Origin of the sequence: Micromonospora sp. NRRL B-16802, assembly GCF_001279555.1 — a bacterium.
Classification (GTDB): Bacteria; Actinomycetota; Actinomycetes; order Mycobacteriales; family Micromonosporaceae; genus Micromonospora; species Micromonospora profundi.
On sequence record NZ_LGEB01000048.1, the window covers coordinates 97864 to 118163 of the forward strand.

Below are 20300 nucleotides of genomic sequence, written 5' to 3' on the forward strand. Positions count from 1 at the left end.
GGGAGTATGCGCTGGTCCGCCTGGTGGAACGAGGTGGCTGCCTGCTCTCCGACGACCGTCCGAACAGATCTTGGAGGCCGGCCCGGAGGTGGATAGGTTCGACTTTCCTCGAGCCTGCTCAGTCAATCATCGAGCAGGCTCGGCAAAGTAAGGAGAAGCACTTGACCAACGGCGGTCACCCCATTACCCCGGTTACTGATTCAGCGTCGTCCTCCAATGTGAACCGGCGCCGCATGCTGACCATTGCTCTCGGTGGCGCCGCCACCGTGGCTCTTCCGGCCCCGGCCTGGGCGGCAAACGACAAGCGCCCCGGTGCCAGCCGGAAGCCGGCCCTCACGTCGGACGATCGCAAGATCATCGCTCAGGTCTCGGCCGAGCGGGCCGTGAAGCACCTGCGTTACCTCAGTGAGGACATCGGTCCGCGCATCGGCGGCACCTCTTCCGAGCGCCGCGCCGCCGACTACATCGCCAAGGAACTGGCCCACCACGGCTACCGCGTCGAGCTGGAGCCGTTCGCGGTGGCGGACAAGTTCCTCGCCCAGCTCTCCTCGCCGGCCGGACTGCCCACCGACCTGAACTGGCAGGCCGGCGCCTCGGCGCACGCCGCGCTGGACACCACGGTCAGCGGCGACGTGGTCGACGTGGGCGCGGGCGCACCCGAGAACTACCCCGCGACCGTTGCCGGCCAGATCGTGCTGATCGACTACGTGGCGGCCCGGCGTGAGCAGCTGGTCGCCACCGCGCTGGCCCGTGGGGCGGCCGCCGTGGTGTTCCTGGCCGCCGACGGCGTGCCGCCGCGGCGCAGTGGGACGTTCACGCCGACCCTGCCGGGCTCGGCCAACTCGCCGGTGCCGATCCCGGTGGTCGGTGTCGCGCAGGCGCAGAAGGAGCGGCTGCGTGCCCTCGTCGCCTCCGGGCGGCGGCTCACGCTCGTCATCTCCACCGCCGCGCACCGCAACCTGACGTCCCACAACGTCATCGCCGAGCGGGTCGGACGCGCCGGCGCCAACGGGCCGGTCGTGATGGTCAGCGCCCACTACGACACGGTCATCGGCGCTCCCGGCGCCAACGACGACGGCTCCGGCACGGTGCTCTGCCTCGAGCTGGCCCGCGTCATGAAGGCCATCCCGGTCAACGCCACTCTCCGCTTCGCCCTGTGGGGCTCGGAGGAGCAGGGGCTGCTCGGCTCGCGCTACCACGTCCGGCAGCTGCCGCAGGCGGAGCGGGACCGGTTCCTCGCCGTGTACCAGAACGACATGGTCGCCACCAGCTGGGACCCGGCGACCCGGTACTGGCAGCTGTCCTTCGACGGGCAGGCCAACCGGGCCACCGACGAGGTGACGGCCGCTGGCCTGCGCCTCGGCTACGACCCGCGCATGTCGCCGGTGACGCAGCGCGGCTCCAGCGACCACCAGTCCTTCCAGGAGGTCGGCATCGCCAGCGCCAACTTCTCCTGGCGGGGCGAGGAGAGCCCGGCACTGCTGGAGCCTCCGTACCACACCCCCGAGGACACCATCGCCAAGAACATCAGCCTTGAGCGGCTTCAGGTCTCGCTCGAGCTGATCGGCTGCGCCGCGTACGCGACCGCTCGCTGAGGACTGTTCCGCCCCTGGTGACAGCGTTGGTGCCACGGGGTCGGGACAGAACGACGGGCGCCGCATCCGGGTACCACCCGGGTGCGGCGCCCGTTCCTGTGTGCGGTTATGCGGCGCGTTCGGGCAGCGAGCGGGGGGCGAGCACAGCGTCTTGATCGACTCGGTTTCTTGGAAATCGCGGTGTCCGGGCCTGGTTGATGCCCCGGTTTCCAGGAAGCCGAGTGTTCGTTGCCGTCACGACAGCCGCGAACCCGCAGGGTGCGGTGGGCGGGGAGTGGTGGCCCCGCCGGTGCCAGCCAGGAGGAGGTGCGGCCAGCACCGGCGGGGCCACCGGTCACTTGCCGGTCTGGCCGGACTCGTCGTCCTGAGTGGGCTCGCCCTTCGGGCCGTCCTGGCCGGGCTTGCCGTGCGAACCGTCCTGGCCGGGCTTGCCGTGCGGACCGTCCTGGCCAGGCTTGCCGTGCGGGCCGCCCTTGCCGTGCGGACCACCCTTGCCGTCCGGACCACCCTTGCCGTCTGGACCACCCTTGCCCGGGAACACGCCTGCTTCGGCTGCCTTGAGCACCGCGTCGGCCTGCTCCTGGGTCAGCTTGCCGTCCTTGACGGCCTGGTCCAGCCGCTCCTTCAAGGCGTCCTGCCGGTCCTGCGCCGACGGCCGCTCCGGCCGGTCGCCCTGCCGCTGCTCGTGCAGCTTCTCCAGCGCGGCGGTGACCTTGTCGGTCGACACGCCCAGCTCCTTGGCGAGCGCCTCGGCGAACTCGGCCTGCCGGTCGGCGTGCCGCTGCTGGCGGTCGCCGCCCTGGTCGGTGGTGCTGGCGCTCGGGGACGGGGTCTTGTCGTCGGCGAGAGCCACCGTCGGGGCGGCGATCCCGACGCCGAGCACTCCAGCGGCGGCGACGCCGGCCAGCAGGTGCTTCTTCGACATCTTGCGGATCATGCGAATCTCCTGTCGGTGGTGATGCGATGACGTCACCGACAGTGACCGCCGGAGCTGGGCGCAACCCATGACGAACCTGTCAGCGGGCTGGCAATCCGGGGGAAAGGGCCGGTTCTATTCGGGTTGCGTCACACCGGGGCGGCCGGAAGGCTGGGCGAAACCCGACGAAAGGGCATCGCATGACACAGGCAGTCATCCGCGAGGTCGCGCTCACCGGGCCGGGCTCCGGCCCGTACTCGATCACTGTTGGTCCCGACGGCGCGCTCTGGCTGACGCTCGCCGGCTCCGGCGGCGTTGCCCGGCTCGGCCTCGACGGCGAGGTACGGACCTACCGGGACGACCCGCCGGACAGCCGTCCTCTGATCATCGTCGCCGGCCCGGACGACGCGCTCTGGTACACCCGCTCGGGAGACGACCGGCTCGGCCGGATCACCGTCGACGGCAATGTCGACTCGGTGGCGCTGCCGCCGGGCAGCGCTCCCTGCGGCCTGGCCGCCGGTGCGGACGGAGCACTCTGGTACGCCGGCATGGGCGACGACACCGTCGGTCGGGTGACCGTCGACGGGGTGGTCACCACGTATCCGCTGCCGGTCGCCAAGGGCTTCCCGTCGATGCTTGCCGCCGGCTCGGACGACGCGCTGTGGCTCACGCTCAACCAGGGCAACGCCATCGCCCGGGTTGATCTCGACGGTGCGGTGACTGTGCACCCGCTGCCCACCGAGGCCGCCGGGCCGGTCGGCATCACTGCCGGCGGCGACGGCGCGCTCTGGTTCGTCGAGATCGTCGCCGGGCAACTCGGCCGGATCACGCCCGACGGTCGGATCGACGAGTTCCCGCTGCCGGACCGTGCGGCCCGCCCGCACGCGATCGTCGCCGACCCGGGAGGCGGTTGCTGGTTCACCGAGTGGGGCGCCAACCGGATCGGCCACATCGACGCGCAGGGCCGGATCACCGGCCACGACCTGCCGACGCCCGCCTCGGAACCGCATGGCCTCACTGTCACCTCCGACGGCGCGGTCTGGGCCGCCCTGGAGATCGGAGCCGTAGCCCACCTCGGGGTGACCAGGTGAGCAGGATCAGCGCACCGCCGAGGTGACAGTCAGGGTGCCCTCGTCGGCGTCCAGGTGCGCTTCGGTGCCGACCGGCACTGTGAGCTGCCCGGGGCCGTGGCCGATCGGCAGGCCGCCGAGCACCGGTACGCCGAGGTCGCCGAGCCGTTCGCCGAGCACGTCGGCGACAGTGGTGTCCCAGCCGTCGGCGCAGCCGGTGAACTGTCCCACCGCCACCCCGGCCAGCCCGTCGAGCACGCCGGCCCGGCGTAGTTGGGTGAGCATCCGGTCGACCTTGTACGGGGGTTCCTGGACGTCCTCGATGAGCAGCACCGCCCCGGTCAGGTCGGGCAGGTCCGGGGTGCCCACCGACGCGACGATCATGCACAGGTTGCCGCCGAGCAGGGTGCCGGTGGCCCGGCCCGCGACGCGTACGCCGAAGGTGTCCTCTTCCGGCGCCGCCGTGACCGTCACCGGTTCGGTGGTCATCAGCGCGGCGTGCAGCGACTCGGCCGACCGCAGCGGGGTGCGTTCGTCCCGCCAGGCGGCGCCCGGGCCGTGTACGCCGGCCAGCCGCGCACCCCGCCACAGCGCGAGCTGCAACGCGGTGATGTCGGAGAAGCCGGCCACCACCTTCGGGTCGCGGCGGACGGCGGCCATGTCGATCGCGTCCACGATCCGCTGCGCGCCGTACCCGCCACGGGTGCAGATGACCCCGCGTACCTGCGGGTCGGTGAACGCGGCGTTCAGGTCGGCCGCGCGCAGCTCGTCGGTGCCGGCCAGGTAACCGTGCCGGGCGTACGCGTTCGCCGCCAGCACCGGCCGCAACCCCCAACCGGTGAGCAGCTCCACACCACGCGCCACCCGCTCTGGCGAGGTCGGCCCGGACGGCGACACCAGCGCCACAGTGTCGCCGGGGCGCAGCACGGGCGGGCGTACGGCAGCGGTGTCCTCGCTGATCACAACCGCAGAGCCTAACGAGCCGCGACGACGGCGCGTGCCCGTGCCGGGGAGTGGCACCACTGGGCGCACCGGCTAGCCTCGACGGGTGGCAACCGCGCTGGTTATCGAGAACGACCCGACGGACGACGCGCGCCGGCTGGGTGAGTGGCTGACCGAGGCAGGGCTGGAACTGGAGGTGGTCCGCCCGCACGCCGGTGACGCGCTCCCCGCCGACCTGGAGGGGTACGCGGCGCTCGTGGTGCTCGGCGGCGACCAGCAGGCGTACCCGCTTGCGGACGGCTCGCCCGGCGCACCCTGGTTTCCCGCGGTGGAGGGCCTGCTGCGCAAGGCGGTCCGCTACCGGGTGCCCACCCTGGCCGTCTGCCTGGGCGCGCAACTGCTCGCCACCGCGCACGCAGGCCTCGTCGAACGGAGTCCGTCCGGGCCGGAGATCGGCCCCGGCGTGGTCGGCCGGCGCGACGCCGCCGAGGGTGACCCGCTGTTCCGGTACGTCCCGCTGATCCCGGACGTCCTCCAGTGGCACTCCGACGAGATCACCGAGCTGCCCCGGGGCGCCACCCTGCTGGCCGCGTCGACCCGCTACCCGCATCAGGCGTTCCGGCTCGGTGACCGGGCCTGGGGCCTCCAGTTCCACATCGAATGCGACACCGCGATGATCGCCGACTGGGCGGCCGACTCGGCCCTTCTCGCCGAGCTGGGCTACGACCCGGAGCTTGTGGTGGCGGCCTGCGACGCGGTGATGGTCGACGTCGAGGAGGTCTGGCAGCCGTTCGCCGCCCGGTTCGCCGCGCTGGCCCTCGGCGAGCTGGACGACAGCACGACGCGGCGCGGCCTGCCGCTGCTCGGGCACTGATGAGCCGGCCGACCAGGACGCCGGGCCGGCTCGCGCGCTACGGCTTCGGCGCCGCCGAGGGCGACGGCGGGGCACGCGCCGCCGACCTGCTCGGCCCGGACGGGCTGCGCCTGTGGCTGCCGGTCGAACAGGAGCCTGTCGACGAGCGGGCCGGTGAACTGCTCGCCGCGCTGTCCCGGGCCGCCGACCCGGATCTGGCGCTGCGCCAACTGCACCGCATCGTGGAGGCCGAAGGCCGCACCACCGACGGCACCGAGTCGCCACTCCTCGCCGAGCTGCACACCGACCCCGGGCTGCGGCGACGGCTGATCGCGGTGCTCGGCGCCTCGTCGGCGCTCGGCGACCACCTGGTGGCCCATCCCGAACACTCCGCGGCGCTGCGGACCGCACCGGACGGGCTCGCACCGCTGGCCGAGGGCCGGCTGGAGCCTACCGACGGTGGCAACCCCGTTGCGGCGCTGCGGACCGCGTACCGGCTGGCTCTGCTGCGGATCGCGGCGGCCGACCTGACCGGCGGGCGCGCCCTGGAACAGACGATGGCGGCGCTGTCCGCGCTTGCCGACGCGACGCTCGCCGCGGCGTACGAGATCGCCGTCACGGAGCTGGCCGACGGCACCGAACGGCCCCGCCTCGCGGTGGTGGCGATGGGCAAGTGCGGTGGCGGCGAGCTGAACTACGTCTCCGACGTGGACGTCATCTTCGTGGCCGCCGAGGACGCCGACCTGCCCGCCGCGACACTTGTGGCGACCCGGCTGATCAACATCTGTGGGCTTGTCGCCTGGCCTGTGGACGCCGCGCTGCGCCCCGAGGGCAACCGTGGCCCCCTGGTGCGTACCCTCGCGAGCCACCTTGCCTACTACCGGCGGTGGGCGCGCACCTGGGAGTTCCAGGCGCTGCTCAAGGCCCGTCCGGCCGCCGGTGACCTGCCGCTGGCCCAGGAGTGGATCGACCAGCTCGCGCCGCTGGTCTGGCGGGCTGCCGAACGCCCCGAGGCGGTCGAGGACGTCCGCGCGATGCGCCGCCGGATCATCGACCACATCCCGCCGAAGGAGCTGGAACGCGAGATCAAGCGTGGCCCGGGTGGGCTGCGTGACATCGAGTTCGCCGTCCAGTTGCTGCAACTCGTACACGGTCGCGGCGACGAGACGCTGCGGGCGCCCGGCACGATCCCGGCGCTGCGCGCGCTCGTCGCCGGTGGCTACGTCGGTCGGGCCGACGGCGAGGCGCTGCTGCGCGGCTACCGCTTCCTGCGCAGCGTCGAGCACCGCCTCCAACTGCAGGCCCTGCGGCGTACGCACACAGTGCCCACCGAACCGGGCGCGCTGCGCTGGCTCGCCGCCGCGCTGGGCTTCACGGCCACGCCGGGGCGCAGCGCCGTGGAGAGCTTCCGGGCCGAGTGGGTCACCCACGCCGCCGAGGTACGCAGGCTGCACGCCAAACTGCTCTACCGGCCGCTGCTGGAGTCGGTGGCCCGGGTGCCGGCCGACGGGCTGCGGCTGACCCCGGAGGCGGCCAGGAACCGGCTGGAGATCCTCGGCTTCGCCGACCCGGCCGGGGCGCTGCGTCACCTCCAGGCGCTCACCGGCGGGGTGAGCCGTACGGCAGCCATCCAGCGGACCCTGCTGCCGGTGCTGCTCAGCGAGTTCGCCGACGCGCCGGAACCGGACCGGGGGCTGCTCAACTACCGCCAGGTCTCCGACAAGCTGGGCAGCACCCCCTGGTATCTGCGGCTGCTGCGCGACGGCGGCCCGGTCGCCCGGCGGCTCGCCCGGGTCCTGGCCCTGTCCCGGTACGCCGCCGACCTGCTCGCCCGCGACCCGGAGGCACTGCGGCTGCTGGCCGAGGAGAACGAGCTGGCGCCGCGCTCCCGCGAGGTGCTCCGGGAGGGGTTCGTCGCGGCGGCGGCCCGGCACAACGACCCCGTCGAGGCGACCCGAGCGGTACGGGCGCTGCGACGGCGGGAACTGGTCCGGGTGGCCTGCGCCGACGTGCTCAGCCGGGCCGGCGCGCTCGCACCCAGCCCCACCCGTCCGGACGGCGCGAAACGCCCACCAGCCGGGCTCGCCGACATCACCGAGGTCGGCACGGCGCTTTCCGACGTCACCGACGCCACCCTCGCCGCCGCGCTGCGCGCCGCCCGGGCCAGCCAGCCGACGCCGGAAGGGCTGCGGTTCGCCGTGATCGGCATGGGACGGCTCGGCGGGTGCGAGTCGAACTACCTCTCCGACGCCGACGTGCTCTTCGTCTACGACCAACCCGCCGGCACCGGCGAGGCAGCCGCCAGAACCGCCGCACAGACGATCGCCGAGGAACTGCGCCGGCTGCTCGGCGTACCCGCACCCGACCCGCCGCTCGGCGTCGACGCCGACCTGCGCCCGGAGGGCCGGCAGGGTCCGCTGGTCCGCAGCCTCGCCGCGTACGCCCAGTACTACGCCCGCTGGTCGCGCGTGTGGGAGGCGCAGGCACTGCTGCGCGCCCGGTTCGTGTGCGGCGACGCCGACCTGGGCGCCGAGTTCGAGGCGATGATCGACCCGGTGCGGTACCCGGCCGGTGGGCTCACCCGCGAACAGATCGTCGAGATCCGCCGGATCAAGGCCCGCGTGGAGAACGAGCGACTGCCCCGGGGCGCCGACCCGGCCACCCACACGAAGCTGGGACGCGGTGCGCTCGCCGACGTGGAGTGGGCGGTGCAGCTCGTCCAGCTCAGGCACGCCGGCGACGTACCGGAGCTGCGCGGCACGCGTACCCTCGATGCCCTCGCGGCGGCCGAGCGGGCCGGCCTTATCGACCCGGCGGACGCAGCGGAGATGGCCGCCGGGTGGTCCCTGGCCGCGCAGGTCCGCAACGCGCTGATGCTGGTACGCGGCCGGGCCGGCGACCAACTGCCCCGGCACGGGGTGGAGCTGGCCGGGGTGGTGCGGCTGCTCGGCCGCGACGACCCGGGGGAGTTCCTCGACGAGTACCTGCGGGTCGGCCGCCGCTCCCGCGCCGCCACCGAACGGGTCCTCAATGCCTGATGCGGTGACCCGCCCCGCCGGGCAGCGCACCGGAAACGACCGCTCACCGCACGCGGTCTGGGCGCTTGTCACCGGGGCAGCGGTGGCACTCGCCGCCGCGTTCCTCGTCGCGCCACGGATGGGCACCGACCTCGCCGCCCAGGTGGCGCGTGCCGAGTTCGCCGACAGCTACGGTGGCGCGCCGCTGGACCTCGGTTGGTACGGCGGCGTCAACCAGTACGGGTACAGCCTGTTCACGGCCAGGTTGGGCGCACTGGTCGGGATGCGTCCGCTGGGGGCGATCGCCGCTGTGGTCGGTGCGGCGGCGCTGGGCTGGCTGTTCATCCGGAACCGGGCGCGGCGGCCGCTGCTGGCCGGCCTCCTCGGTGCCGTGGTGCTTGTCGGCAACCTGGCGAGCGGCCGGATCACCTTCGCCGTCGGGTTGGCGTTCGGGCTGCTGGCGCTGTGCGCGGTAAGCGCGGACCGTCCACCACGTCCGGTTCGGCTGGCGCTCGCGGCTGCCTGCGCTGCCCTCGCCACGGCGGCGAGCCCGGTCGCCGGCCTGTTCACCGGGCTGGCGGGCGCGGCGTTGCTGCTTGTCGCCCTGCGTCGCGGAGACGGGCCGGGGCGCCCACTGCCGGGTGGTTGGCGGGTAGAGCGACCCCTCGCCGAAGGGCTCGTCCTGGCTGTCGCGCCCGCTGTCACTCTGGCGCCGATCGCTGTCCTCTTCGGCAACGGAGGCACCCAGCCGTACTCGGCCGAATCGATGCGGATAAACGTCGCGCTCGCCGTGCTGGTGGCCGTGGTGCTGCCACGGCGGCGCCGGGTGTTGCGCGTCGGCGCGTTGCTCACCGTGCTGCTTCTGGTCGGGGCCTACTACGTGCCGAGCCCTATCGGCTCCAACGCGCTGCGACTGCCGATGCTCTTCGCGCTGCCCGTGCTTGCCGGCTACGCCGCGCTGCCGGGGCCCTGGCTGGCCGGGCTGCTCGCCGCGACAGTCTGGTGGCAGTCGCCGGTGATGACCAGCGACGTCACCCGTGCCGGCTCCCCGGAGAGCGCCCTGGCGTTCTACCGGCCGCTCGTCGCCGAACTGGAACGGCGGCAGCCCATCGGGCGGGTCGAGGTCGTGCCGCTGCGTGATCACTGGGAATCCGCGTACGTGCCACCGACAGTGCCGCTGGCCCGGGGCTGGGAACGCCAGGTGGACAGCGATCGCAACGCGCTGTTCTACGACGGCACCCTGAACGAGGCCACCTACGAGCAGTGGCTGCGCGACGAGGCGGTGACCTACGTGGCGATCGCCCCGGACGCCCCCGCCGACCGGTGGGGGCGCGACGAGGCAACGCTGATCCGCGGCGGTCTGCCGTACCTGCGGGAGGTCTGGAGCGATTCGACCTGGCGCATGTACGCCGTTGTCGATCCGACGCCGCTGGTCGGAGCGCCGGGCCAACTCGTCACCGCCGACCGGGGCGCGGTCCGGCTCACCGCCACGCCCGGTGACGTGGAGGTACGGGTGCGGTGGTCCCGCTGGCTGTCGCTGACCGGCCCGGACGGGTGCGTACGGCCCAGTGCGGACGGGTGGACCGAGGTGCGCGTCCGCACCCCCGGTGACTACACGATCTCCAGCAGCCTCACGCCAACGGGCCACTGCTGACGGTGCCTGCCGTCGGGCACCTACCCGGGTGCTGGCAGCATGTCGGACGTGCCTTCCCACCTCGCGCGCTGGACCGGCCTGGCCGGCGCGACGCTGCTCGCGCTGTCCGCCTTCCTCGGCGGCGCGTTCCCCGGCGGCCCCCTGCGCAGCACCCCGGTCAGCATCTGGCAGGGCACCAACGGCCCGCTGATCCTGGCCGCCTGGCTGGTCGGCACCGGCCTCATGGCGTACGCCTGGTGGGCTCTGCGTGACGGGGGGCCGTCGACCCGCTGGGCTCTGATCACGGTGGGGCTGTGGATGCTGCCGCTGCTGATCGCACCGCCCTTCGGCAGCCGGGACGTGTACGCGTACACCTGCCAGGGCGCCAGCTTCGCCGGCGGCATCAGCCCGTACGAGCAGGGTGTCTCCGCCCTGCCCTGCCCCTGGCTGGAGACGGTTTCCCCCATCTGGCGGGACACCCCGGCGCCGTACGGACCGCTGTTCGTGCTCATCGCCGGCGCCGTCGTCAAGGCGACCGGTTCGCTTACCGCCAGCATCGTGCTGTTCCGGGCGTTGTCGCTTGTCGGCGTGGTGCTGAGCGCGTGGGCGCTGCCGGTGCTGGCGCGTCGGGCCGGCGTGCCGGCCAAGCGGGCCGTGTGGCTGGCGCTGGGCTCCCCGCTGATCGCCGCGCACCTGATCGGTGGTCCACACAACGACGTGCTGATGCTCGCCGCGCTTGTCGGTGGGCTCGCAGTGGTGGCGTCCCACCCGGGTCGGCCCGGCATGCTGCTGGTCGGCGGCCTACTGCTCGGCGTCGCCGTGGCGATCAAGAGCACCGCCGTGGTGGTGGTGCCGTTCGCCGCGCTGGCGGCCACCGCCGGACCGTACCGGATCCGCACGCTGATCCGCGACGGCGGCTGGGTGGTCGGCGGGGCGGTCGCTGCCGTCGTGGGAGTGACAGTCGCGGGCGGGCTGGACTTCGGCTGGGTCGGCGGGCTGTCCCAGGGCGGTGCCGCCGTCGCCTGGACGTCCCCGCCGACTGCCGTCGGGCAGACCATCGGCTACATCGCGGCACTGTTCGGCGGCCACGTCGACGCGCTGCCGGTGACCCGCGGGATCGCCGTCGTGCTGCTGGCCGTCCTCCTCGTCTGGCTCTGGTGGCGGGCACGAACCCGCGACCCGCTGTACTACGCCGGCCTCGCGCTCGCCGTCACTGTCGCACTCTCACCCGTGGTGCATCCCTGGTACTGGACGTGGCCGCTCTTCGTACTGGCTGCCACCGCCCGGCGTACCGGCTGGTTCGTCGTGGTCGCGCTCGTCGCGTCGTTCCTGGTGCTGCCCAACGGCATCGGGCTGCCCCGGTTCACCAAGACGGTCGGTGCGCCGCTGATGACGCTGTTGGTGATCGTGGTGGTCATCTGGTTGGTACGGTCGGCTCGGGCGGCCCGGCAGCCGGTCGCCACCGACTGAGGGAAGGTGCGCCGGTGACCGCTCCCGGTGCACCTCCGCCGTCCGACCGGCCCTCCGGGCCGCCGCCTGATCCGCCGTCGTCTGTTTCGTCGGGGGTGGCTTTGGCTGCCCGGTACGGCGGGCTGGCCGGTGCCGCTCTGCTCGCCGTGGCCGGGTATCTCGGCGGGGCGCTGCCCGACTCCCCGCTCGGCGCCACACCCGCGTCGATCTGGCGAGCCCCGGGCGGCCCCGCCACGCTGATCTGCTGGCTCGCCGGCACCGCGCTGCTGGTCGGCGCGTGGTGGTCGCTGCGCGCAGGTGCGCCGTCGACCCGCTGGGCGTACGTCACCGCCGGGCTGTGGGCACTGCCGCTGCTTGTCGCGCCGCCGCTGGGCAGCCGGGACGTCTACTCGTACGCCTGCCAGGGCTGGACGTACGCGCACGGCGTCGACCCGTACACAGTGGGGGTGGCGGCGGCGGGCTGCCCCTGGGTGGACACGGTGGCGCCGATCTGGCGGGACACCCCGGCACCGTACGGGCCGGTGTTCGTGCTGCTTGCGGCGCTCGCGGTCAGCCTCGGCGGTGGGCTCACCGGCACTGTCGTGCTGCTACGCGTGATCGCCGTGGCGGGGCTGCTGCTTGCCGCGTTCTGCCTGCCCGGGTTGGCGCGCGCAGTCGGGGTGCCGACCCGGCGGGCGGTCTGGCTGGCGCTGGCCGGACCGCTGATCGGCGTACACCTGGTGGCTGGCGCGCACAACGACGCGGTGATGCTCGGACTGCTGCTGTGCGGGCTGCTGGTGGTGGTCCGTCGACCCGGCCGGCCGTCGGCGCTGCTGTTCGCCGGGGTGCTGCTCGGGCTGGCCGTGACGGTGAAGGCCAGCGCCGTGGTGGTGGTGCCGTTCGCCGTACTGGCCGGCGTGCACGGCCGGTACACAGTGCGGGCGCTGCTGCGCGACGGTGGCTGGCTGGCCGGCGGGCTGCTCGGCGCGGTGCTGGTCACGTCTGCGTTGTCCGGCCTCGGGTTCGGCTGGGTGGGCGGGCTGACCCACAGCGGGGACTCCGAGCAGTGGACGTCGCCGCCCACAGCCGTCGGGCTGGTCGTGGACTACGCGGGCGCGCTGGTCAGCCGGGACCCCCAGGCCGTGCCGGTGGCCCGGGCGGTCGCGTTGCTGCTGCTCGCCGGAGTGCTCGTGGTGCTGTGGTGGCGGGCCTGGCAGGCGCTGCGCGGGTTGAACGACGTACGGCGGCGGGTGACCCGGATCGAGGCGGCTCGCCCCCGGGTGGCGCTGAGCGGTGCGGCGCTGGCCCTGGTCGCCACCGTGGTGCTGTCCCCGGTCTTCCACCCCTGGTACGCGACCTGGCCGCTGGCGCTGCTGGCGCTCACCGCAACACGGACGACGTGGTTCCTGGTGCCGGCCGCGGTGGCGGCGTTCCTGGCCCTGCCGGACGGCACCAACCTGGCCCGCTTCACAAAGGCCCCTGGCGCGCTGGCGATGACGGCGCTGCTCGTGGTGGTGGTCGTGCGGCGCGTACGCCCCGGCGCCCGCCCCGCCGAACACGCTCCGTGACACGCGCGCGCCGCCAAGATCGTGCAACATCCAGGATCGAGCACGATCTTCGGCGCGGGGCGTTGCAAACGGCCGGGCCGGCTCCGCGAGGTGCGGAGCCGGCCCGGCCGGTGCTGTAGCGACTACTCAGCAGTCGTAGTACATGGCGAACTCGTGCGGGGTCGGGCGCAGACGCACCGGGTCGACCTCGTTGGCGCGCTTCCAGTCGACCCAGGTGGAGATCAGGTCGGGGGTGAAGACGCCACCGTCGAGCAGGTAGTCGTGGTCGGCCTCCAGCGAGTCGAGCACGGCCGGCAGCGAGCCCGGCACCTGCTTGACGTCGCCCCACTCCTCCGGCGGGAGGTCGTAGAGGTCCTTGTCGATCGGCGTCGGCGGCTCGATCTTGCTCTTGATGCCGTCCAGGCCGGCCATCATCATCGCCGAGAAGGCGAGGTAGACGTTGGCCGACGGGTCCGGCACGCGGAACTCGACGCGCTTGGCCTTCGGGTTGCTGCCGGTCACCGGGATGCGGGTGCAGGCGGAGCGGTTGCGCTGCGAGTAGACCAGGTTGACCGGCGCCTCGAAGCCCGGCACCAGGCGACGGTACGAGTTGACCGTCGGGTTGGTGAAGGCCAGCAGCGACGGCGCGTGGTGCAGCAGACCGCCGATGTACCAGCGGGCGGTGTCGGACAGGCCCGCGTAGCCGGTCTCGTCGTAGAAGAGCGGCTCACCGTTGAGCCAGAGGCTCTGGTGGGTGTGCATGCCGGAGCCGTTGTCACCGAACAGCGGCTTGGGCATGAAGGTGGCGGTCTTGCCGTTGGCCCAGGCCTCGTTCTTCACGATGTACTTGAAGAGCTGGAGCTGGTCGGCGGCGTGCAGCAGCGTCGAGAACCGGTAGTTGATCTCGGACTGGCCGGCGGTGCCCACCTCGTGGTGCGAGCGCTCCACGGTGAAGCCGGTGTCGACGAGCCGGCGCACGATCGAGTCGCGCAGGTCGGCGTAGTGGTCGACCGGCGGCACCGGGAAGTAGCCGCCCTTGTACGCGGTCTTGTAGCCGCGGTTGCCGCCCGGCTCCTCGCGGCCGGTGTTCCACGCGCCCTCGACCGAGTCGATGTAGTAGAACGACTGGTGCGCCGAGGTCTCGTGGCGGATCGAGTCGAAGATGTAGAACTCCGCCTCGGCGCCGAAGTAGGCGGTGTCGGCGATGCCGCTCGCGGCCAGGTACGCCTCGGCCTTCTTCGCGACGTTGCGGGGGTCGCGGGTGTAGGCCTCACGGGTGAACGGGTCGTGGATGAAGAAGTTGAGCGCGAGGGTCTTCTGCGCACGGAAGGGGTCGATGAATGCGGATGCGACGTCCGGGAGCAGGAGCATGTCCGACTCGTGGATCGCCTGGAATCCGCGGATCGACGAACCGTCGAACGCAAGGCCATCGGTGAAGAGGTCGTCGTTGACAGACTCGACCGGCAGGTTGAAGTGCTGCATCACGCCGGGCAGGTCACAGAAACGAACGTCGACGAACTTCACGTCCTCGTTCTTGAGGTATCGCAGCAGTTCCTCGGGGTTGGCGAACACACATCCTCCTGGCACGTCCAACGGGGTGGCTAGGCTTTCGGCGACGCTATGGCCGGGGGGTTGCCCGGCCATGTCTCCTGTGTTTCTGCCGTGTTACGTCACTCCCGGAGCGTCAGCAACGCTCCTGTTCACGTACTCAGACCGCGTGATCCACGATACCGGCTGGGGCAGTGTAATGACATCTGATGCCAATAGCCCGATTCGGCACGCGGTGCTGGCGGTACTCGTGGCCCTGATTTCTGACACGGATACCCTTGATCACTGTGACCAATCCGCACGCCCCGGCAGCGCCGGCCACCGACCCCACCTTCACCCCGCCGACCCTGGGACGGCGGTTCGGAGCGCTGATCATCGACTGGGTGCTCTGCCTGCTGGTGGCAAACATCTTCGCCGACCCGGTGCGCGACGGCTGGGCGCCGGTGCTGGTGCTGATCCTGGAGTACGGCATCTTCCTCGGCCTGTTCGCCCAGACACCAGGCATGTACATCACGAAGATCCGCTGCGTGAACTGGCTCGACGGCGGTCGGATCGGCCTGCTCCGGGCGTTGGGCCGCGGAGTGCTGCTGGCCCTGGTCGTACCCGCACTGATCATGGACGAGCACCGTCGCGGCCTGCACGACCGGCTCACCGGCTCGGTCATCGTCGACGCGCCCCGGTCCTGACCTCACAGGGCGGGTCCGGCGCAGACTGACCACCGCCGCGGCGCCCGGACAGCGCCGGCACAACGCGCGGGAGCCGGGCCCGTGGTGGGCCCGGCTCCTCACACGGTGTACGTCGGAGGTGTCAGCGCCCCCGCGACTGGCGGAACGCGCCGCCCTGCGGCCGCATGTTCTTCGGGATCGCGCCCTTGGGCATCTGCGGCCGGGCGGTGAGTGCCTTGAGCCGCTTGTCCAGCGCGTTGACGTCCTTGCCGCTGAGCGCGCGGGGCAGCCGCAGCAGGGTCGTGCGCAGCTTGCGGACCGGCAGCTCGCCCTCCTCCTGCCCGATCACGTAGTCGTGCAGGGGAGCGGAGCCGATCACCTTGGCCAGCCGCCGCTTCTCCTGCCCGAGCAGGCCGCGTACCCGCTGCGGGTTGCCCTCGGCCAGCAGGATCACGCCGGGTCGGCCGATCACCAGGTGCACCATGTCCATCTGGGTCGTGGAGCTGACGGCCGGGGTCACCCGCCAGTCGCCGCGCATGTTCTCCATGATCTGCGCCGCCGCGCCGGGCTGCCCCTCGGCGGCGTTCATCATCGCCTTGTTGGACCGCAGGTTCAGCACGATCAGCACCGCGAGCAGGGTGAACAGGATGCCCACCGGCAGCCAGATCCAGCTCCAGAGGATGACCGCGGCCACGGTGAGGGCGAGGGGGATGAGCACCGCGGCGGCGACCAGAGGCGTGAACCACCGGTCCTGCTTGGCGGTGAACTTGAACACCATCCCGATCTGCTTCAGCCGCTGGCCGAACGAGACCTTCTCCTGGGGCTTTGCCATGCCGCAGAGTCTAGTGGGCGCCGCCGACCCTGTTGATCCGCGTCCGGGTGCTCGTCGGCTGAGCACCCGGACGTCCCCTCGGACGCCGGGGCTGCCCGCGTGCGTGGCCGGGCTAGGGGAGGGTGCGGTCCCGGTGCGCCGGGATGTCAGGTGTCCCCGGAAAGGGGTACACCGGGCCGGCCGGGTTGCCGGGTGTGATGCCTCGCGGGTCCGAGATCACTTGCCGTCAAGCCGGGCCAGCCGGCTCCGGGTGTCGTCGGCGGCGGGGTCGCCGAGGCTGTCGTAGATCTCGGTGGCCCGGCGCCACGCCTTCCCTGCCGCGGCCAGGTCGCCCATCGTCGCCCGGACGTCGCCGAGCCGGACCAGCGTCTCCGCCTCGTGGTACCGGTCGGCGGAGTCCCGGAACAGCCGGATCGACCGTTCGTAGAGGTCCACGGCGTGCTCGTGCGCGCCGAGCCGCTCGTGGGCGAAGCCGAGGCTGTCCAGGGTGGCTGCCTGACCGTTGCGGTCGTCGATCTTCTCCTGGAGGGCCAGCGCCTCGGTGCAACTGGCGATGGCGAGTTCGTATTCGCCCGTCGTGGCGTAGATGTACCCGATCGCGTTCAAGGTGCGCCCCTCACCGGCGGCGCTGTTGGCCAGGCGGTGCAGCCGCAACGCCTGGCGGCCGTAGACGAGCGCGTCCTGCGGCTTGCCGACCTCGTACGCCAGTTCCGTGCGACTGTGCAGCGTCTGCGCCTGGCCGGTCAGGTCGCCGATCCGCTCGTACAACTTCAGCGCGCACTCCAGTCGACGCTCGGCCACGTCGTGCTGGTTGAGCCGCAGTGCGGCGCGTGCCAGCATCCGGTTGGCCATTGCCTGTCCGCCCAGGTCGCCGGCCGTCTCCGCCGAGGCCACCGCGATCTGCTGCACCGTGAGCTGGTCCTGCCACAGACCATGCGGTGCCAGGAACGCGGTCAGCGCCCAGGCGAGCTGCCAGGCGTAGGTGCCGAAACCGGTGTCGGCGGCCTGCCGGACGATGCGCACCAGCACCCGGCGTTCGGCCGCGAACCAGTCCAGCGCGGCCTGCCGGCCGGCGAGCGGGGTGGCGAGGCTGTCCGGCAGCTGGGGCATCGGCGGGATCGGCGCCCACTGCGGCTGCAGCAGTCGCGCCGCCGGATAGGCCTGGTGCAGGTAGTGGTCGTAGAGGCGCTGGTAGGCGGCGCGGCGATGGTCGTCGCGCGTACCGGACGCGGCCAGTTCCGCGGCGTAGGTGCGGAGCAGGTCATGCAGGACGTACCGGCCTGGCTGGTGCTCGGTCAACAGGTGCAGCCGGGTCAGCTCCCGCAGTGGCGCTATGACGGCGGCCGGCGTCTGCCCGCTCAGGGCGGCCGCGACTCCAGCTGTGAGATCCGGCCCGGGATGCAGGCCGAGCAGGCGGAACAGCTCCGCCGCCGGCTCGCTGAGCGCCCGGTACGACCAGGAGAAGACGCGCCGGACGTCACCGTCGTCGAGTGCGTCCAGTAGCGCCTCGTGTCGGCGCAGCTCGGTGGCGAAGGCGGTCAGCGGAAGTGTGGGTTTCGCCGCCATTCGAGCCGCCACGATCGACAGGGCGAGGGGCAGGCGTCCGGCGGCGTCGATGATGCCGGTCACGGCGTCCGGCTCTCCGTCGATCCGTTCGGCCCCCAGCCAGTTGCCCAGGAGATTCCGCGACTCCTGCTCGGTCAGGACGTTCAGTGTCAGCGGCTTCGCCCCTTCCACCCTGATCAGGCCGTTGAGCTGGTCACGACTGGTGATCACGACCGCGCAGAAGCCGGTGCCCGGCAGCAGTGGGCGTACCTGGTCGGAGTCGCGGGCGTTGTCGAGCAGGATCAGCATCCGGCGGGTGGCCAGCAGGCTCCGGTACAGCCCGATGCGGGCGTCCGTGGTGGTCGGTATGCGGGCGTCCGACACGCCGAGGGTCTCCAGGAAACTGCGCAGCGCCTCCGCAGCGGACACGGCGTCGACGTCGTCGTAGCCGCGCAGGTTCAGGTACAGCTGGCCGTCGGGGAAGCGATCGGCCACCCGGTGTGCCCAGCGCAGCGCCAGTGCCGTCTTGCCGACGCCGGCCATGCCGCTCACCGCGGAGATGACCACGGTGGTCGGCCCGGCCGTACCGTCGTCCAGCCAGTGATCGAGTCGGGACAGTTCCGGCTCGCGCCCGATGAAACGGGGCAGGGCCAGTGGCAGCTGGGCGGGCCTGCGGTCGTCCCGTTGCCGGGCCGCCGGATTGCCGGTGACCGGACCTCCGGTCGCCGGGCCTCCAGCGGCCGGACCTCCGATCGCAGGACCGGGGGCGCCGGGGGCGAGCCGGTGGTGCAGGATGCCGTCGCGCAGCCGGACCAGTTCCGGTCCCGGATCCAGCCCGGTCTGCTCGGCCAGCGCGCCCCGGGCCTGCTGGAAGGCGTCCAGCGCGCCGGACACGTCGCCCGTGTGGTAGAGCGCGGTCATCAGGTGCGCCCACGCCCGCTGCCGCAGCGGATGCTGTTCGACGAGCGCGCGGAGCCGCTCGATGACCCCCGCCGCCGCGCCCGCGGCCAGCCGTGCCGCGGCGTGGTCCTCCTCGGCGAGCAGTCGCCGCTCCACCAGCCGCCGGATCCTGCGCGCCAGCAGCGGGCTGTGCGGCAGGTCCGACAGCGGCGCGCCGCGCCACATGTCCAGCGCGTCGGCGAGGTGCATGGCTGCCTGTTCCGGTTCGCCGGCGGCCAGCGACGCCCGGCCGCGCGCCACCGCCGCGTCGAACCGGTCGAGGTCGCGCTCACCCGGCGACAGCCGGATCAGGTAGCCGCCGGCGGTCGCGGTGATCCGTTCCCGTCCGCTGGGGCCCAGCGCCCGCCGCAACCCGTGTACGTACGTCCGAAGGTTCGCCGTGGCCGACGCGGGCGGCTCGTCCGACCACAGGACGGCGAGCAGTTCGTCGGTGCCGACCACCTCGTTCGGCCGCAGCAGCAGCCCGGCCAGCAACAGCCGCTGCTTGACCGACGGGAGTGGCACCTCGACGCCGTCACGCGACACCCGCAGGGGGCCGAGGAGATCCAAATTGACGATGATCGAGGAGCATAGCCCGTCCCGGAAACCGGGGAAAGTCGAGCGATGTGCGTCCGATGTATCCAGCATGTGCGCGCGCCGTTGTAGCGTCTGCCGGCCGGCGCTCAAGGATCGCACACAGCGCCGAAATACGACACATCCTATTCGAACGGTCCCAGGGGGGTCGTCCGTCATGGGGATATCCAAATAGGACAAATCAGTGCCGGGCGGTGAAGGGAGGGGCCGGTCAGGCGGCGTACGGCAGGACGCGTCCCCCAAAGCAGGGACCTGTGCCGGACACGCCCATTGCTAGCGTCGATAGGGCCTCATAGATCACTTGTTGCAGGCCGACGATGCCGTTTCCGGCGGCAGTCGCTCGACCGAATACGCGATTCTGCCCTATGGCGATAAATGAGGAGACCGAACCCAACCCGGATGGCAAAACCGTATAAACGGTAACCATGTGATTGCGGGGACATGCGTGATTCGCACCGATCTAGTGGTCAGCTCACCCATTTTCCTTGTTGGCCTCGTACAGACCCTGACAAACGCCGGAATCAAGATCGTCGCAGTTCGCACGTCGCCGGACGAGGATCCGAACTGGCTTGCCGACGCCGTACTCATCGACGTCGACGCATTGTCGCCGCCGAACGAATTGGATCAGATCGCCGTCGCCGCGAAGAGTACGGCTGTCCTGGTCCTGGCCAATTACGAGGACGACGGCGCGAGCTACCTCGAGGCGGGCGCATCCGGAGTGATCTGCAAGCGCGAGTCGATCGAACGACTCGTCGAGGCCATCCGGGCCGTCACATCGGGGTACTGCGTGTCGTCCGGCGCGACCGACGCGCCGTCGGCCGCGCGGCGGGCCGATCCGCCCGCCCACCACCTGTCGGAGCGAGAGGAGCAGGTCCTCCGGCAGATTTCCTGCGGACTGACCCACAGCCAGATCGCCACCCGGCTCGGAATCAGTCCGCACACCGTGGATACCTACGTCAAACGAATCCGCGCAAAGATCGGCGCCGGCAACAAGGCCGAACTCACGCGGGCCGCCCTGCTCGGCGGCATGATTCGCGACGCGCCCCCGCCTCCCGAAGGGCGTCCGCCCAGGCCCGTGGAGCCCGCCGCCTGAACCCTGTCCCGCCTTCACGGGACAGGGCACGCGGATAGCGCGGTCCGTACGTTCCGGGCGAC

General features: G+C 72.2%; 13 protein-coding genes and 1 pseudogene. 9 read left to right on the forward strand and 5 right to left on the reverse strand.

Annotated features, from left to right (window positions below):
• Positions 1–233: 233 nt before the first annotated feature.
• Entirely contained in the window at positions 234–1595 is a 1362-nt protein-coding gene (locus ADK66_RS07785; protein ID WP_053653226.1) for a M28 family peptidase, read from the forward strand.
• A 490-nt stretch (positions 1596–2085) separates the two neighbouring features.
• Here ADK66_RS07785 and ADK66_RS07790 read toward each other — a convergent pair.
• Positions 2086–2532 (reverse strand): annotated as a pseudogene (locus tag ADK66_RS07790) (hypothetical protein); the annotation flags it as partial.
• A gap of 179 nt (positions 2533–2711) precedes the next feature.
• On the opposite strand from ADK66_RS07790, the gene ADK66_RS07795 reads away from it, so the two are divergent.
• Positions 2712–3602 (forward strand): virginiamycin B lyase, encoded by an 891-nt coding sequence (locus tag ADK66_RS07795; RefSeq protein WP_053653227.1) that lies wholly within the window; start codon positions 2712–2714, stop codon positions 3600–3602.
• A gap of 6 nt (positions 3603–3608) precedes the next feature.
• Here ADK66_RS07795 and ADK66_RS07800 read toward each other — a convergent pair whose 3' ends face one another.
• A complete protein-coding gene (locus ADK66_RS07800; RefSeq protein WP_053653228.1) occupies positions 3609–4544 on the reverse strand; it encodes an LD-carboxypeptidase in 936 nt (311 codons plus the stop codon).
• A gap of 85 nt (positions 4545–4629) precedes the next feature.
• Between ADK66_RS07800 and ADK66_RS07805 the strand changes: the two genes are divergently transcribed.
• From ADK66_RS07805 to mptB (ADK66_RS07825), 5 genes are all read left to right on the forward strand, one after another.
• Positions 4630–5397, forward strand: coding sequence for a type 1 glutamine amidotransferase (locus tag ADK66_RS07805; protein WP_053653229.1), 768 nt, complete (start codon positions 4630–4632; stop codon positions 5395–5397).
• Positions 5397–8414, forward strand: coding sequence for a bifunctional [glutamine synthetase] adenylyltransferase/[glutamine synthetase]-adenylyl-L-tyrosine phosphorylase (locus ADK66_RS07810; protein WP_053653230.1), 3018 nt, complete (start codon positions 5397–5399; stop codon positions 8412–8414). The genes ADK66_RS07805 and ADK66_RS07810 overlap by 1 nt, the downstream gene beginning before the upstream one ends.
• Entirely contained in the window at positions 8407–10047 is a 1641-nt protein-coding gene (locus ADK66_RS07815) for a hypothetical protein (protein ID WP_231639958.1), read from the forward strand. Before ADK66_RS07810 ends, ADK66_RS07815 begins: the two co-directional genes overlap by 8 nt.
• 48 nt (positions 10048–10095) lie before the next feature.
• The gene (mptB, locus tag ADK66_RS07820) at positions 10096–11496 is read left to right on the forward strand and encodes a polyprenol phosphomannose-dependent alpha 1,6 mannosyltransferase MptB (protein ID WP_197281449.1); all 1401 of its coding nucleotides are present in this window, start codon (positions 10096–10098) and stop codon (positions 11494–11496) included.
• 95 nt (positions 11497–11591) lie between these two features.
• A complete protein-coding gene (mptB, locus tag ADK66_RS07825; protein WP_053653233.1) occupies positions 11592–13043 on the forward strand; it encodes a polyprenol phosphomannose-dependent alpha 1,6 mannosyltransferase MptB in 1452 nt (483 codons plus the stop codon).
• A 126-nt stretch (positions 13044–13169) separates the two neighbouring features.
• Here mptB (ADK66_RS07825) and glnA read toward each other — a convergent pair whose 3' ends face one another.
• Entirely contained in the window at positions 13170–14594 is a 1425-nt protein-coding gene (gene glnA / locus ADK66_RS07830) for a type I glutamate--ammonia ligase (protein ID WP_053653234.1), read from the reverse strand.
• A 263-nt stretch (positions 14595–14857) separates the two neighbouring features.
• On the opposite strand from glnA, the gene ADK66_RS07835 reads away from it, so the two are divergent.
• Entirely contained in the window at positions 14858–15256 is a 399-nt protein-coding gene (locus tag ADK66_RS07835) for an RDD family protein (RefSeq protein ID WP_053653265.1), read from the forward strand.
• Between the two features lie 121 nt (positions 15257–15377).
• On the opposite strand, the gene ADK66_RS07840 is transcribed toward ADK66_RS07835, so the two are convergent.
• The gene (locus ADK66_RS07840) at positions 15378–16067 is read right to left on the reverse strand and encodes a DUF4191 domain-containing protein (protein WP_053653235.1); all 690 of its coding nucleotides are present in this window, start codon (positions 16065–16067) and stop codon (positions 15378–15380) included.
• 216 nt (positions 16068–16283) lie between these two features.
• The gene (locus ADK66_RS07845; protein ID WP_231639959.1) at positions 16284–19121 is read right to left on the reverse strand and encodes a BTAD domain-containing putative transcriptional regulator; all 2838 of its coding nucleotides are present in this window, start codon (positions 19119–19121) and stop codon (positions 16284–16286) included.
• Positions 19122–19590: 469 nt separating this feature from the next.
• Between ADK66_RS07845 and ADK66_RS07850 the strand changes: the two genes are divergently transcribed.
• Complete coding sequence (locus tag ADK66_RS07850; RefSeq protein ID WP_082377303.1) at positions 19591–20238, forward strand: response regulator transcription factor; 648 nt, start codon at positions 19591–19593, stop codon at positions 20236–20238.
• Positions 20239–20300 lie beyond the last annotated feature (62 nt).